The organism is Christiangramia marina (genome assembly GCF_048285865.1).
GTDB lineage: Bacteria > Bacteroidota > Bacteroidia > Flavobacteriales > Flavobacteriaceae > Christiangramia > Christiangramia marina.
The window spans coordinates 351212-366742 of record NZ_JBLVTK010000003.1 but is presented as its reverse complement, the minus strand read 5'-3'; the positions used below and the strand labels follow the sequence as shown (position 1 = coordinate 366742).

Here is a 15531-nt window from a genome sequence, read left to right as displayed (position 1 = left end):
CTGATTATGAAATAGATAAGTAATATATGAGTTCTTTAAAAGCTTTTGCACGATGGCTAATTTCCGATTTTTCTTCCAGATTCATCTCGGCAAAGGTTTTATCAAATCCCTTGGGTTGAAAAATTGGGTCATATCCAAAACCATTTTCTCCACGTTCTTCCCTGGTGATCGAACCCTCACAAATCCCTGTAAAAAGATTTTCGTTCTCTTTTAAATTTAATGCGATCACAGTCTTAAATCTTGCAGTGCGATCATCACGCTCCTCGAGCTGATTCAATAGCTTTCTGCGATTTGCGCTATCATTTTTCATTTCACCAGCATATCTGGCAGAGTAAACGCCTGGAGCTCCAGCCAGGGATTCCACTTCCAGTCCAGTATCATCCGCAAAGCAGTCATAACCATACCGACTCCGCACATATTCTGCTTTTATAATGGCATTTGCATCGATAGTGTCGCCGGTTTCTTCAATATCTTCATTACATCCAATGTCCTGCAGACTTAGTAATTCAATATGATCTGGAACTAAGGCCTGGATTTCCCTGAACTTATTTTTATTATGTGTGGCAAAAACTAATTTGATAGTATTCATTATCTATGATGGTAAGGTTCGTTCTTTAGTATAGTAAAGGCTCGATACAATTGTTCAGTAGCGAATAGGCGCACCATTTGATGAGAAAAGGTCATTTTCGAAAGAGAAATTTTTCCGTTCGCTCTTGTATAGATGGCATCAGAAAAGCCGTATGGGCCGCCTATTACAAAAATCAAACGCTTCAATCCCGTGTTCATTCTTTTCTGAATATATTCTGAAAATGCTACGGAATCATACTGCTTACCGTTCTCATCCAGCAATACCATAAAATCTGAATTCTGAGTCCCGCTCAATATAAGATCACCTTCTTTGGTTTTTTGTTGATTTTCATCGAGATTCTTAGTTTTTTTAAGGTCCGGGATCACTTCCAGTTCAAATTTAATATAATGCTGAAGTCTTTCAGAATAAATGTTTATTAGCTTTTCAAGCTCCCGTTTATCGGTTTTCCCGACGCACACTAATTTTATGGTCATCCCGTGATTTTAGTACAGACTTTACTACATTTACAAAAATAAGCAGAGAAAATGATCTCACCGGAACAATTCGAAAAAGAAATAGATTTAATTATAGAAAATGCCATTCGTGAAGATGTTGGAGACGGGGACCATAGTTCTCTGGCTTGTATTCCAAAGTCCGCAAAAGGCAAAGCAAAATTGCTTGTAAAGGATCAGGGTCTTATAGCGGGAGTAAGATTCGCAGAAAAGGTATTTCATCACGTAGATCCAGAATTATCTATCGATCTTAAAATTCGAGACGGACAAAGGATATCGAAGGGAGACATTGCTTTTTACGTAGAAGGTTCTTCGCAATCTATTCTTAAAGCAGAACGACTTGTTTTAAATGCTATGCAGCGAATGAGTGCAATTGCAACTAAAACCGCAACTTTTGTGGAAAAGTTAGAAGGCACCGGAACTAAGATCCTGGATACACGTAAAACTACACCGGGTATCCGAGCTCTGGAAAAATGGGCAGTTAAGATTGGTGGTGGCGAGAATCATAGATTTGCGCTCTACGATATGGTCATGTTAAAGGATAATCATATAGATTTTGCCGGAGGTATTACCAGGGCAATAGATAAAACAAAAGAATATCTTTCAAATAAGGATCTCGACCTCAAGATCATCGTCGAGGCAAGAAACATGAATGAGATCAGGGAGATATTAAAGTCAGATGGGATCTATCGTATACTCATAGATAATTTTAATTATGAGGACACCAGGAAAGCTGTGAATCTTATAAATGGAAAATGTTTAACAGAGAGTAGTGGAGGTATCACCCTGGAAACTGCGCGTTCTTATGCAGAATGCGGAGTGGATTATATAAGTAGTGGTGCGTTGACGCATTCTGTGTACAATTTAGATCTGAGTTTAAAAGCCGTTTAATAATGGCACCTAAAAAAGCGTTTAACTCCAAATTAAAGGATCTTTCGGCCTGGTGGAAACGTTGGTCGAAAGGGGTTGTTTTACCCGGCCTGGATGGATTAACGCTTTATAATTTATGGATCATTTATTGGGGAGGGATCGTAAAAGGAACCTTTTCTACCCGGGCAAGCAGCATTGCATTCAGCTTTTTTATGGCAATCTTTCCATTCCTGCTATTTGTGCTGAATTTGATCCCTTACATTACTTTCATTGATGATTTCCAGATAGAATTTCTGGTTTTTATGGATTCTCTATTGCCTCCTGAAACTTCAGATTTCTTCGGAACTATTTTCGAGGATATAGCAAGTACACCAAGGGGAGGTCTATTATCTGTAGCATTTATACTTTCAGTATTTTTAATGACCAACGGTGTAAACGCAATTTTCACAGGCTTTGAATTTAGTTATCATACCAATAAAAACCGGTCAATTCCCCGGCAATATGCTGTTGCATTGGGAGTTGCACTTATATTGGCATTGTTGTTGCTTATATCAGTCATAGGTGCTGTATATACGACTTATGCTATCGCCGATCTAACAGATCTGGGATTGGTTAGTAAAGAAGGAACTGGAGCACATCTATTAAAATACATTGGATTTGTTATTCTAATTTATACATCTGTGGCGATACTCTATTACTTTGGGACCAAGGAAGCAAGGAAGGCAAGATTCTTTTCTGTAGGCGCAACCTTTACTACCATTCTTATTATTATTGCTACCTTTTTATTTAGTTTATACATTACGAATTTTTCAAATTATAATGAATTATATGGTTCTATTGGAGCTTTATTGATTCTTATGTTCTATATATGGCTCAATTCCAACCTTTTATTACTTGGTTTTGAACTAAATGCTTCATTGATTAAATTGAAAAGGAATTTTAAATAACTTTAAACCAAACTAAACTTACAAACATGAAAAAACTAGCAGTTTTATTTATTGCAATGATGAGCTTTGGCTTAACTTCAGCTCAAACAGAAGTTGGTGGCGTAAAACTTCCAAATTCTGAAACATTCCAGGGGAAAACCCTTCAGCTTAATGGAGCAGGAGTCAGAGAGAAATTATGGATCGACCTTTACGCAGGCGGACTCTATCTTTCTGAAAAATCTTCCAGTTCTGATGCTATTATGTCTTCAGACAAGCCAATGAGCATTAAATTACATATCGTAAGCAAACTAATTAGTAGCGATAAGATGGTGGACGCTGTGAATGATGGTTTTGAAAGCTCTATGAATGGAAACACTAAACCACTTGCTGCAGAGATCAAAAAATTTAAAGGTTTCTTTATGGAAGAAATCACTAAGAATGATGTTTTTGACATTGTTTATCTTCCAGGAACTGGTGTGACAGCTTACAAGAACGATAAAGAACTAGGTACTATTGCTGGAATGGAATTCAAGAAAGCTTTGTTTGGAATCTGGTTGTCGAAAAACCCGGCGGATGATGATCTTAAAGATGCCATGTTAGGTAAATAATATGGGGAAGTTTTTATTAGTTCTCTTAATTCTTCCACTATTCACTCATAATCTTCGCGCACAGGATGTTCTGGGGAAATGGGAGAATAGAAACGAAGAAGGTGTGGTAAATAGTATTATCGAGGTTTATGAGAAAGATGGTATGATCTACGGAAAAGTAGATCGAATTATGCGCGAGGAAGACAGGGATAGACTCTGCACAGAATGCGAGGGTGATCTTAAGAATAAACCGGTTGAGGGAATGGAAATTATGCAGGGCCTGGTGAAGGACGGCGAAGAATACAGTGACGGAACTATTGTAGACCCAAAAACTGGGAAGGAATACCGCTGTAAGATCTGGATCGATGAAGAGGAACCGGATGTGTTGAATATTCGTGGATATATCGCTTTATTCTACCAAACCAGAACCTGGCAACGAGCCGAATAATAAACTACAAGCATAAAGCTGCCTGGAAAGTCAGACTTATTTTCATAGAATTAAAGTTTCTTAATACTTTTGATTTCTTGGAAAAAGTCGCTGTTCAGGCAGCTTTTCGTTTTTATCAATTTCAGCTTATATGTCACAATTTGTAGATCTTATTTTACCCTTGCCACTGGACAACAGGTTTACGTATGTTGTCACCAATGAAGAGGCAGAATTCATTCAGGAAGGAATGCGATTGGCTGTTCCTTTTGGTAAGAACAGGATTTATACAGGCATCGTGGCTAAAATTCACGGTACACCTCCAGAAGTATACGAGGCAAAACCAATTCACCAGATCATAGATGATACTCCGCTACTTACTCATAACCAGTTGAAATTCTGGAACTGGATTGCTTCCTATTATTTATGTACGGAAGGAGATGTTATGAGAGCAGCCTTGCCCGGAGCATTTTTACTCGAAAGCGAAAGCGTCGTTAAACTTTCTTCGGAAGTCAAAATTGAGGACGAAATGCTTACCGATGACGAGTATTTGGTTACTGAAGCGTTGCAAAGGCAATCTTCGATGAAGATACAGGAGATCGAGCAGTTACTTGACAGGAAGAAAGTATTACCTATCATAAACAAGCTGGTAGCAAAGAATCTGGTAGAACTCAACCAGGAAATTTATGAGCAGTTCAAACCTAAGGAAGTTCGCTATGTAAGTCTTAATCCTATGTATGAAGCAGAAGCTGAAATGCATGGCCTGTTGGATGAACTATCCAAAGCACCGAAACAGCGAGAGGCTTTGCTTAGCTACTTCAGTTTAACCGCAAAATCTCGAAAAGCTCTTAAATTAAAGGAACTTTCAAATGCATCCGGAGTTTCTGCCAACGTTATAAAGGGATTAATTCAGAAGGAAATATTAATTGAAGAATACCGGTCTACAGACAGGATTCAATTCAATTCAGAAATTAGTAACCACGAAATAAATTTCAGCAGCGAGCAACAGAGAGCATTTACAGAGATTACAGAAAATTTTGCTGAGGATAATGTGTGTTTGTTGCATGGTGTTACTTCTTCCGGGAAAACAGAAATTTATATTAAACTTATAGAAGCAGCTCTTGAAAAAGATAAACAGTCATTGTATCTATTACCTGAGATCGCACTAACCACACAACTTATCAAACGGTTACAGGATTACTTTGGTGATAAAGTCCTGGTGTATCACAGTAAGTATTCGGTAAATGAACGGGTAGAGATATACAAACATGTAAAAGAAAATAAGGACAAAGGCAAAATCGTAATTGGAGCTAGGTCATGTATTTTCCTACCATTTCAGGATCTTGGACTTATTGTAGTGGATGAGGAGCATGAAGCTACTTTCAAACAATTTGATCCTGCGCCAAGATATCACGCTCGTGATGCTGCGGTGGTTCTAGCCAATATTTTTCAGGCTAATATCGTACTTGGATCGGCCACGCCTTCTGTAGAATCCTATTTTAATGCCGTACATAGTAAGTATGCTCTCGTGGAACTTCATAGCAGGTTTGGTAATGTATTGATGCCGGAAGTAGAGGTAGTCGATATAAAAACTGCGCATAAGAAAAAGAAGATGACCGGGCATTTTTCTGAAAGAATGATTGAAGAAATTGAGTCCAGTCTAAAGGAAAACGAACAGGTAATACTTTTTCAGAATCGTAGAGGTTTTTCGCCAATTCTGGAGTGTAATACCTGCGGGCATTCACCACAATGTCCAAATTGCGATGTTAGTTTAACTTATCACTCGCATAATAACCAGTTGCGATGTCATTATTGCGGTTATCATATTGCAATGCAGCATCAATGTATGGCTTGTGGTAGTAATGAGATTACCACAAAAGGATTTGGAACTGAGCAGGTGGAAACTGAACTAAAAGCGCTTTTTCCAAAATACAGTATTGGTAGAATGGACCAGGATACTACCCGAGGAAAATATGCTTATGAAAAGATAATCGAAGCCTTTGAAAATCACGAAACAGATATTCTTATTGGGACTCAAATGCTTAGTAAAGGACTGGATTTTCGAAAGGTGAGCCTGGTTGGGATTATGAATGCAGACAACCTTCTTAATTTTCCAGATTTCAGGGCGCATGAGCGTAGTTTTCAATTAATGTTACAGGTAGCAGGAAGATCGGGCAGAACTAAAAAAAGAGGAAAGGTTTTGATCCAGAGTTACAACCCACACCACCAGATCATTCAGCAGGTATCCACAAGCGCATATAAAGAGATGTATGAGGAGCAACTGGAGGATCGCTACCAGTATCAATATCCGCCATTTTATCGTCTCGTACGGTTGACGCTAAAAAGCAGGGATTTCTCCAAAACCAATGAGGCAGCAGAGTGGCTGGCAAGAGCATTGGAGAATGTGTTCGATAGATACGTCCTGGGACCTGAATTCCCGCCTGTAGCCCGAATTCGTAATGAATACTATAAAAATATTCTGATTAAGATCCCGCAGAAACAAAATCTGGGAAAAACGAAAGCAATGATCTCCAGAATTTTAAAATCTTATCAGGCTATTGGCGCATTCCGGTCGGTAAGAGTAATAACAAACGTAGATCCACAATAAAAAAAAGCCACCGGTTAAGGTGGCTTTAGATTTTTAGAGTGTTGATCATTCTTATTGTATCGCACTGAGTGCTTCTACCAGATTCGCTTTCTTATGTCGGCTCAATGGTAATAATTCTTTATCGATCTCTATATTTTTACTGTTATACCTTTCAATCTTATCCAGATTCACGATATAGGATTTGTGGGTACGCAGGAATCTTTCGCTGGGAAGTTCTTTTTCAAAAGACTTCATCGTTGCTAGAACCACAAAGTTATCTTTCTCAGTCACAAACTTCACATAATCTCCAAGAGCCTGGATGTACTTTAGCTTATTTAGAAATACCTTTCGATTCTTGAGATTGCTTTTTACAAAGATAAAATCATCATCTTCCTGTATTGGGGCCTGATGTTTAAGTTTGTAAAGATTAACCGCTTTATTCACTGCATTATTAAAGCGGTCTTTAGTTACGGGTTTGTGAATATAGTCTACGGCATCATAATCAAAAGCCTTGAAAGCATACTTGGTCTTGCCGGTAACAAATATTATTTGTGGTTTGTTTGGAAGATTATCAAGTAGTTCAAAACCTGAAAGAATTGGCATTTCGATATCTAAAAAGATTAGATCTGTTTCGGTATCTAACAGGCCGTTCTTAGTTTCTATAGCATTATTATATTCGGCAACCAGATTAAGGTTAGGATGGTCTTTTATCAATTTAACGATCGATAACCTTTGCAGGCTCGAATCATCAACAACAGCACATTTAAGTAAAACTTCTTCCACGATAATTAGGTTAGACTTTAACAATATTACTCATTATATATAACAAATGCAAGGTGCATATTATTTAGCTGGTTAAAAATAGTATTTTTACCTGGGTAATATGCTTTGAAATATGAATAATAAATTCTATTTTTGCAGCCGATTAAATTTAAAGTAGAATTTTATGAACAACTATGAAACTGTTTTCATCTTGAATCCCGTTTTATCTGATGAGCAGATAAAGGAGACAGTTAAGAAATACGAAGATTTTCTTGTTTCTAAAGGGGCTAAGATGGTAGCTAAAGAAGATTGGGGCCTAAGAAAACTGGCTTATGCAATCCAACACAAGAAGAGTGGTTTTTATCACTTATTTGAATATGAAGCTCCAGGTGAGGTTATCGAACCTTTAGAGTTGGAATTCAGAAGAGAAGAGCGTATGATGCGTTATTTAACTGTAAAGTTGGATAAACATGCAATTGCTTGGGCTGAGAAGAGAAGAAAACGTAACAAGGAAAAAGCGTAATCATGGCAACATCTATTGAACAACAAGCAAAAGGAAAAAAAGACGGAGAGATCAGGTATCTAACTCCTCTTAATATAGAAACTACCAAAGCGAAAAAATACTGTAGATTCAAAAGATCTGGTATTAAGTACGTTGATTACAAAGATCCAGATTTTCTTATGGGGTTTGTAAACGAGCAGGGTAAATTGTTACCTCGTCGTTTAACAGGTACTTCTTTGAAGTTTCAGAGAAAAGTGGCTACTGCTGTAAAGCGTGCTCGTCACTTAGCACTAATGCCTTACGTAGGTGATTTATTAAAATAAAAAGAGGCAGTTATGGATGTAATACTTAAAAAAGACGTAGACAATCTAGGTTTTAAAGATGATGTTGTGGCTGTTAAAAACGGTTACGGTAGAAATTATCTTATACCTCATGGATACGCTGAACTGGCAACTCCTTCTGCAAGAAAAGTTTTATCTGAAACTTTAAAGCAGCGTGCCTATAAGGAACAAAAGCACATTGACGAAGCTAAGAAACAGGCTGAGAAACTTAACAATATTGAGATCAAGATGACTGCTAAGGCAGGAGCTGGTGACAAGTTGTTTGGTTCTATCACTAACGGTGATCTAGCTGATGCTCTTGCTAAGGAAGGTGTAGAAATTGAGAAAAAATTTATTAGCATCGCCGGTGGAAACATCAAGCGTTTAGGACAGTATGATGCAACTTTACGTTTTCATCGTGAAGTAGTTTCAAACCTAAGTTTTGACGTTGTAGGGGAAGCTTAATATTATAATTTTATAGCAAAAAGCCCGCTCATTTATGAGTGGGCTTTTCTTATTCTTAGAAAAATGAAATACGCTCGATTAACCAAAGAACAATTTGAAGAGATGCATCAGGAATTCATTAATTTCCTGGCAACTCAGTCCATCACCGGTGAGGAATGGGGTAAGATCAAAAAAGAACAGCCTAAGGTTGCTGAAGATGAAATGGATCTGTTTAGCGATCTTGTATGGGAAGGAGTCCTGAATAAGGTTGAATACCTGGAGCATTTTTCTCCAAACCAGGTCTTTCTTTTTTATATTTCTGAAGTAACTATCAATCTGATCGCGATCAAGGTAGATAATGAGTCTGTAGACATTACAACTCGCGAAGGTTATCAATGGTTACAGACCAATCTTATGAATGAGATGGTGAATATCTATACCTCTTCAAAAGCTCTTAGTGAGGATAGAAACAAGGATATTTTCGCTTTGATCAAACAGGGGGCTAATATCACAAAAGGGGAACTATATGCTTATTTTAAGGATATTGTAGATAAGGATGCTTAGAACTATTCGTATCTAAGTGATTCAATAGGATCTTGTTTTGCTGCTTTTGCAGCCGGATAACTCCCTGCAAGTATAGCCACGAATATGGTGATCCCGGTAGCCCATAACATGGCTTTCCATGGTGTGGTGAAATCGAAATCCAGGGAAGATGATACGCCCCAGCCAATAAGAATTCCTAGCAATATACCAAGTAGACCACCAAGTTGACCAATCACCAAAGTTTCCAGGAAGAATTGCATTGCAATAGTATTTTTCTTGGCACCTAGTGCTTTTCTAACTCCAATTTCGCGTGTTCTTTCGGTCACACTTACCAGCATGATATTCATTAATGCGATGGATGATCCAAATATGGTAATGATTGAAATAATCCAAGCTGCGATATTCAAAGCGCCAGTAATTTGAAGAATACGATTAATAAGATCATCACTTCTCTCAATTCCAAAATTATTATCTTCTTTCGGGTTTAATCCACGAATATTTCTGAAGGTAATAATAGCTTCATCCATGGCCGATTCCAGCATTTCCTTATCGTCCACCTTTACACTTAAGCTATAATTGATATTTGGCTGAGAAAAGATCGAGCGAGCATGCTGAATAGGGATAAAAACTCTTAGATCCTGATTATTTCCGAAGGTGCTTCCTTTACTTTCCAGAATTCCAATCACTCTGAATTTCGCCCCGCGAATACTAATCGTTTTATTGACAGGATCCATTCCATTGAAAATTACGTCTTTATAGTCGGCACCAATCACCGCAACATTATTATTATTGTTAATATCGAAAATGTTGAACTCTCTTCCTTCTTCAACTTCAAGTCCGGAGTTCTCTAAATAATATTCATTTACTCCGAGAACTGAAATATCCGGATCTGTTTTTTCATTCTGATATTTGATTTCTGCAGATCCCGTTCCCGTAAATGATATCGCGGTTTCAGTAAATGGAAACTGAAAATTCTCCTTAAACTCGGTCACTTCCCTATAGCTAATTGTGGGATTTACCTTCCGGTCCTCATTGCTTATTCGCTCTCTAAATTCGTAACGTTGCAGGTTAAAAGTATTTGCGCCCATTGAAGCAAAATCCTGACTAATAGTGTTTTCCAGTGCTGCTACAGCACTTAAAATCCCAACTAATGCTGTGATACCAATAGCGATGATGAGAACAGTTAAGACAGTTCTTAGTGACTGATTTCTTATGGAACTTAGGGCAATTCTAATATTTTCCCGCAGGAGTGAAAACATGGGCTAACTTTTCGATCTTAACGATTAGACTATAAAATGATAGGATTGTTACTTAAAATATCAAATTTGTTTGGGTTCACTCAAAAATTAAGATATTTGCAGTCCTTTAAAAATCACATTTCAGCTTAGAACTTTATGGCACAAAAACCGTCAATTCCAAAAGGTACCAGAGATTTTTCTCCGGAAGAAGTAGCAAAAAGAAACTACATTTTCGATATTATCAAAACTCAATTTAAAAGTTTTGGTTTTCAACCTATCGAAACTCCTAGTTTTGAGAACTCTTCGACCCTTATGGGGAAATATGGTGAAGAAGGAGATCGCCTGATTTTTAAAATTCTTAATTCAGGTGATTATCTTAAAAAAGCTGATGCGAAAGCTCTTGAATTAAAGGATAGTACAGCATTGACTTATTTTGTAAGTGAGAAAGCACTAAGATATGATCTTACGGTTCCTTTTGCCAGGTACGTAGTACAACATCAAAATGAGATCGAGTTCCCTTTTAAACGTTACCAGATACAACCCGTTTGGAGAGCAGATCGTCCTCAAAAAGGAAGGTTCAGGGAGTTTTTCCAGTGTGATGCAGATGTGGTGGGAAGTGATAGTCTATGGCAGGAAGTGGAATTCATACAATTGTATGATGCGGTATTTACTCAATTGGGTCTGGAAGATGTAACGATCAAGATCAATAACAGAAAGATCTTATCAGGTTTTGCTGAAGTTATTGGAGAACAGGATCGACTTATAGATTTTACTGTAGCGCTGGATAAACTTGATAAGATTGGTGAAGCTGGAGTACGAAAAGAAATGCTGGATAAAGGTATTTCTGAAAAGGCTATTGACAAAATATCTCCAATTTTTGATCTTAAAGGTTCTTTTGCTGAAAAAGTCTCAGGATTACAAACTATTCTGGAAAGTTCAGAAACCGGTATGAAAGGTATTGAAGAATTGCAATTCATACAGAATGCTGTAGCTGAAATGCCTCTGAAAACCGCTACTCTCGACCTTGATGTGACTCTGGCACGCGGACTCAATTACTACACCGGAGCTATTTTTGAGGTTGCTGCTCCAGAGAAAGTTAAGATGGGAAGCATTGGTGGAGGAGGAAGATATGACGATCTTACCGGGATATTTGGTTTAAAGAATATGAGCGGAATGGGAATTTCGTTTGGTCTGGACAGAATATATCTTGTACTTGAAGAATTGGATCTGTTTCCTGAAACTGTGCGTGAGAACACCAAAGTACTTTTTATAAATTTTGGAGATAAGGAATCTTTATATGCAATGAAGTCTATACGGTCTTTGAGAAATGCCGGAATTACTGCTGAACTTTATCCAGACAGTTCCAAAATGGGTAAACAAATGAAATATGCCGATAAGCGAGATATTCCATTTGTCATACTTGCTGGTGAAGAGGAAATTGAACAGCAAACCTTCACTTTAAAGCATATGAAATCTGGTGAGCAGGATACAATTAGTCTGGAAGATCTTGTATCGAAACTTTCATAACCTAATGGTTGCTTGCCGCATTTAAATTTTCCATTTCTTCCTTGGTCAGTTCCATGTTTACAGCTTCTTCAAAACTTTTAAGATGCTCAGGTTTGGTTGCACTTGCAATTGGAGCAGTTATACCCGGGCGCTGAATTATCCATCTTAAAGCAATCCCTGCCTGGGAAATATTGTGATGGTCTGATATATCTTTGAGTGCGTTGAGTATTTTTTTACCTCGATCGTCGAAGTAATCCTTAAGGAACTGTTCACGGTCACTGCCTTTTATATCTTCGATACTTTGATATTTTCCAGAGAGGAATCCGCTGGCTAAGCTGAAATAGGAGGTAACTCCTAGATCATTTTCCTGGCAGATTTTCTGAATCTTCCCTTCGAACTTGTTTCGCTGCATCAAACTATATTCCGGCTGGAAAACCTGATACTTTGGTAAATCCTCTTTTTTCGAACCATCTAATGATTCCTGTAATCTATCAGGACTCAAATTTGAAGCTCCAATATATCTTACCTTTCCCTGCTCAATTAATTTCTGATAGGCTCCCAGGCTCTCTTCTACGGGTGTTTTATTATCATCCCAATGGGTGAAATAAAGGTCGATATGATCTGATTGCAATCTTCTTAAGCTATCTTCGACTGCATTAAGAATATGTGTTTTGGAAATATCCTTATCGCCACCTTGTTGCATACTGGAACCTACTTTGGTGGTAATAGTCAATTTATGCCGGTTGCCTCTGGACTTCATATACTTTCCAATAATACTTTCAGATTCACCACCAGAGTTACCTTTAGCCCATCTTGAATATACATCTGCAGAATCAATAAGGTCAAATCCCATATCCAGCAGGTGATCCATCATTCTGAAGGATTCTTTTTCATCAATCGTCCACCCGAATACATTTCCGCCGAAAACAATAGGAGGAGTATATAATTCTGTATTTCCTAATTTTTGTCTTTTCATAATACTAACTTTTATCTAATTCGGTTTTTGATGTTTGTCTTAGAGATAATAATATCGAACCTATTAAAATTAAAGCTATAAAACAAAGAGAGATCCAGATTGGTATCTCGTATAGATCGCATATCTGGAATTTAATTCCAACGAAAGCCAGTATAATTCCCAGACCTTCGTTTAAGTAAATAAACCTGTCTTTCATATCTGCCAGTAAAAAATACAAGGCACGAAGACCCAGAATGGCGAATGCATTTGAGCTAATAATTATAAATTCATTTCTGCTAACTGCTAATATTGCCGGGATAGAATCTACTGCAAAGATGACATCGGTTAGTTCTATGATGATCAAAACGGTTAATAGAGGAGTGGCAATCTTCTTACCATTTTCTCTTACAAAAAAGTTGTCTTCCCTGTAACCTTCAGTTTGAGGAATCATTTTTCGTACACATTTGAAAATTCTATTGTTATCAGGATTTGCTTCAGTAATATCACTTTTAAAGATCTTATAAGCAGTATACAGCAAAAATCCACCGAATATATATATGATCCAATGTACATTTTCGATCAGGGCAATTCCGCCGAAAATAAAAATGACTCTTAGAACGAGAGCGCCAAAAATTCCCCAGAACAATACTTTGTGCTGAAATTCCTTTGGCACTTTGAAGTAGCTAAAGAGTACTGCCCAAAGGAACACATTGTCCATTGACAGAGATTTCTCGATCAAATAACCGGCGAGATATTCTCCTGCGGCAAGAGAACCCTGCCACCAATAAATCACAGCAGTAAATAAAAGCCCCAGGCTTATCCAGCCGGCACTATACCACGCCGCTTCCTTAGTATTTATCTTATGAGGCTTTCTCATCACCAGTTTTAAGTCTACGATGAGGAGAAGAATTATGAAGGCAGAAAAGGCTATCCATACCCACGGTTGTACCATGAAATCTTCGGAAGCTGCTGCCACAGGCTCAATGTATACGGTAAAATTATATTCGTTTATTATCACAATTTTTTGAGCAAATAAAGCTCAAAATTGGATATGAGATTTGTTTTTACAACAACTATAACAATTAGAAATTGAGTAGTTTTTTTTAAGCTGAGTTAGTTTAGAATAACTAAGAAAGTAGCTGTAAAATACATAAAACTAATTACTTAGGATGATTTTAGGAATTAAACAAAAATCATAAAAAAATATTAATATAAGTGATATGAATAATTGTGACCAGATTATTCTCTAGCTTTAAAAGGTATTCTAGTACTTATTAGAATCAATTACCAACCAAAACCATACAAAATGGAAATTAAACAACATCCTGATACCGAAGAATTGGTATTGAATATTAATGGGCGAGATGTTAGTATGAAAGTTTCTGCATGGACAACTCTTGTTGATGCTTTGCGAGAACATTTACAACTTACAGGAACTAAGAAAGGCTGTGATCATGGTCAATGTGGGGCCTGCACAGTGCTAGTAGATGGAAAACATATAAATTCCTGCCTGACCCTCGCCGCGATGCAAACAGGTAAAGAAATTGTCACTGTAGAAGGATTAGCGAATGGTGATGAATTGCATCCAGTGCAGGAAGCATTTATCAAACACGATGCATTCCAGTGCGGCTATTGCACACCCGGGCAGATATGCTCTACCATTGGACTACTGAATATGAATAAAGGAAGTGATCCTGCGGAATTAAGAGATCTCATGAGTGGAAATATTTGTCGCTGTGGAGCTTATGCCAACATTTATAAAGTGGTGGAGGAATTAAAAGACAGAAATACCGAAGCTTTATCTAAAAACAGCAATTAGACATATGAATAATATTTCCTACAAACGAGCACAAAGCGTGGAAAACGCGATCGAACACATAGGTTCTAAAAAAGAAAGTAGCAGATTTATTGGTGGAGGAACTAATTTGCTGGATCTTATGAAATATCGGGTTGAGAATCCTGAGCATTTAATTGATATCAATCATCTGGATCTTTCGGAAATCGAAAACTCAGATTCTGGAGGTTTACTACTGGGAGCGACCAGGACCAATGCAGATACAGCTTATCACGAACTAGTAGAAGAGCGATATCCACTACTTTCTGAGGCTATGCTCTCTGCCGCTTCAGCGCAATTAAGAAATATGGCAACCAATGGCGGGAATCTATTACAGCGAACCAGATGCTTCTATTTTTATGATACTTCAACTCCCTGTAATAAAAGAGAGCCGGGAAGTGGATGTTCTGCTTTGGAGGGTTTTAACCGGTTACATGCAATCCTTGGCGCAAGTGAGCATTGTATAGCAACGCACCCTTCAGATATGGCGGTAGCGCTTGCGGCATTAGATGCGACAGTTCATATTAGTGGAGCTAAAGGTGATAGAACAATTGCCGCCACTGACTTCCATAAACTGCCTGGTGACACCCCGCACATAGAAACAAATTTAGAACCGGGAGAGATCATTACGGGAATTGAGCTCCCAGAAAAGGGTTTTGCTAAAAACTATCATTATTTAAAAGTCAGGGACAGGCCTTCTTATGCTTTCGCGTTAGTTTCAGTAGCTGCCGCAATTGAATTAGAAAACAACACAATCAAGGACGTTAGAGTTGCTTTGGGTGGAGTTGCACATAAACCCTGGAGAAAACCTTCCGTAGAAAAAGAGTTTATTGGGAAGCAAGCAAATACAGAGAATTTTGAGCAATTAGCAAATAAACTAACTGAAGGAGCTAAAGGATACGGTGATAACGATTTTAAAATACCACTGGTAAGAAAATCCATTGTAAGAGCAT

At 37.8% G+C, this 15531-nt stretch carries 18 protein-coding genes; 12 read left to right on the top strand and 6 right to left on the bottom strand.

The window, feature by feature from the left end:
* Positions 1-4 precede the first annotated feature (4 nt).
* Together ACNKXS_RS12500 and rlmH are read right to left on the bottom strand one after the other, a co-directional pair.
* A complete protein-coding gene (locus ACNKXS_RS12500; protein WP_417921254.1) occupies positions 5-580 on the bottom strand; it encodes a non-canonical purine NTP diphosphatase in 576 nt (191 codons plus the stop codon).
* Positions 581-588: 8 nt separating this feature from the next.
* Positions 589-1062 carry a 23S rRNA (pseudouridine(1915)-N(3))-methyltransferase RlmH gene (gene rlmH / locus ACNKXS_RS12495; RefSeq protein ID WP_417921133.1) on the bottom strand — a complete coding sequence of 158 codons (474 nt, stop codon included), beginning with the start codon at positions 1060-1062 and terminating at the stop codon, positions 589-591.
* Positions 1063-1113: 51 nt separating this feature from the next.
* Between rlmH and nadC the strand changes: the two genes are divergently transcribed.
* From nadC to priA, 5 genes are all read left to right on the top strand, one after another.
* Positions 1114-1971, top strand: coding sequence for a carboxylating nicotinate-nucleotide diphosphorylase (nadC, locus tag ACNKXS_RS12490; RefSeq protein WP_417921132.1), 858 nt, complete (start codon positions 1114-1116; stop codon positions 1969-1971).
* A gap of 2 nt (positions 1972-1973) precedes the next feature.
* Positions 1974-2897: a YihY/virulence factor BrkB family protein gene (locus ACNKXS_RS12485; RefSeq protein ID WP_417921131.1), complete on the top strand. Its 924-nt coding sequence runs from the start codon at positions 1974-1976 to the stop codon at positions 2895-2897.
* A gap of 26 nt (positions 2898-2923) precedes the next feature.
* Positions 2924-3484 (top strand): chalcone isomerase family protein, encoded by a 561-nt coding sequence (locus tag ACNKXS_RS12480; RefSeq protein ID WP_417921130.1) that lies wholly within the window; start codon positions 2924-2926, stop codon positions 3482-3484.
* A 1-nt stretch (position 3485) separates the two neighbouring features.
* Positions 3486-3911: a DUF2147 domain-containing protein gene (locus tag ACNKXS_RS12475; RefSeq protein ID WP_417921129.1), complete on the top strand. Its 426-nt coding sequence runs from the start codon at positions 3486-3488 to the stop codon at positions 3909-3911.
* Between the two features lie 130 nt (positions 3912-4041).
* Positions 4042-6495: a replication restart helicase PriA gene (gene priA / locus ACNKXS_RS12470; protein ID WP_417921128.1), complete on the top strand. Its 2454-nt coding sequence runs from the start codon at positions 4042-4044 to the stop codon at positions 6493-6495.
* Between the two features lie 51 nt (positions 6496-6546).
* Here the strand turns inward: priA and ACNKXS_RS12465 are convergent, their stop codons facing one another.
* A complete protein-coding gene (locus ACNKXS_RS12465; protein ID WP_185739476.1) occupies positions 6547-7257 on the bottom strand; it encodes a LytR/AlgR family response regulator transcription factor in 711 nt (236 codons plus the stop codon).
* A gap of 163 nt (positions 7258-7420) precedes the next feature.
* On the opposite strand from ACNKXS_RS12465, the gene rpsF reads away from it, so the two are divergent.
* The 4 genes from rpsF (at position 7421) to ACNKXS_RS12445 (ending at position 9066) form a co-directional block, all read left to right on the top strand.
* Positions 7421-7759 (top strand): 30S ribosomal protein S6, encoded by a 339-nt coding sequence (rpsF, locus tag ACNKXS_RS12460; RefSeq protein WP_141877878.1) that lies wholly within the window; start codon positions 7421-7423, stop codon positions 7757-7759.
* A 2-nt stretch (positions 7760-7761) separates the two neighbouring features.
* Positions 7762-8061 carry a 30S ribosomal protein S18 gene (gene rpsR / locus ACNKXS_RS12455; protein ID WP_026916063.1) on the top strand — a complete coding sequence of 100 codons (300 nt, stop codon included), beginning with the start codon at positions 7762-7764 and terminating at the stop codon, positions 8059-8061.
* Positions 8062-8073: 12 nt separating this feature from the next.
* Entirely contained in the window at positions 8074-8523 is a 450-nt protein-coding gene (rplI, locus tag ACNKXS_RS12450; protein WP_295181502.1) for a 50S ribosomal protein L9, read from the top strand.
* A gap of 63 nt (positions 8524-8586) precedes the next feature.
* Positions 8587-9066: a DUF6495 family protein gene (locus ACNKXS_RS12445; RefSeq protein WP_417921127.1), complete on the top strand. Its 480-nt coding sequence runs from the start codon at positions 8587-8589 to the stop codon at positions 9064-9066.
* Positions 9067-9068: 2 nt separating this feature from the next.
* Here the strand turns inward: ACNKXS_RS12445 and ACNKXS_RS12440 are convergent, their stop codons facing one another.
* Positions 9069-10304, bottom strand: coding sequence for an ABC transporter permease (locus tag ACNKXS_RS12440; RefSeq protein ID WP_417921126.1), 1236 nt, complete (start codon positions 10302-10304; stop codon positions 9069-9071).
* A 135-nt stretch (positions 10305-10439) separates the two neighbouring features.
* Between ACNKXS_RS12440 and hisS the strand changes: the two genes are divergently transcribed.
* The gene (hisS, locus tag ACNKXS_RS12435) at positions 10440-11810 is read left to right on the top strand and encodes a histidine--tRNA ligase (protein WP_417921125.1); all 1371 of its coding nucleotides are present in this window, start codon (positions 10440-10442) and stop codon (positions 11808-11810) included.
* A gap of 1 nt (position 11811) precedes the next feature.
* Here the strand turns inward: hisS and ACNKXS_RS12430 are convergent, their stop codons facing one another.
* A complete protein-coding gene (locus ACNKXS_RS12430; RefSeq protein WP_417921124.1) occupies positions 11812-12765 on the bottom strand; it encodes an aldo/keto reductase in 954 nt (317 codons plus the stop codon).
* A gap of 4 nt (positions 12766-12769) precedes the next feature.
* Positions 12770-13762 (bottom strand): TerC family protein, encoded by a 993-nt coding sequence (locus ACNKXS_RS12425; protein ID WP_417921123.1) that lies wholly within the window; start codon positions 13760-13762, stop codon positions 12770-12772.
* A gap of 288 nt (positions 13763-14050) precedes the next feature.
* Here ACNKXS_RS12425 and ACNKXS_RS12420 point away from each other — a divergent pair, with 288 nt between their 5' ends.
* Both ACNKXS_RS12420 and ACNKXS_RS12415 read left to right on the top strand, forming a co-directional pair.
* Positions 14051-14563 (top strand): (2Fe-2S)-binding protein, encoded by a 513-nt coding sequence (locus ACNKXS_RS12420; protein ID WP_417921122.1) that lies wholly within the window; start codon positions 14051-14053, stop codon positions 14561-14563.
* A 4-nt stretch (positions 14564-14567) separates the two neighbouring features.
* Positions 14568-15531: FAD binding domain-containing protein (locus ACNKXS_RS12415; RefSeq protein WP_417921121.1), on the top strand; the 964-nt coding region annotated here is incomplete at its 3' end.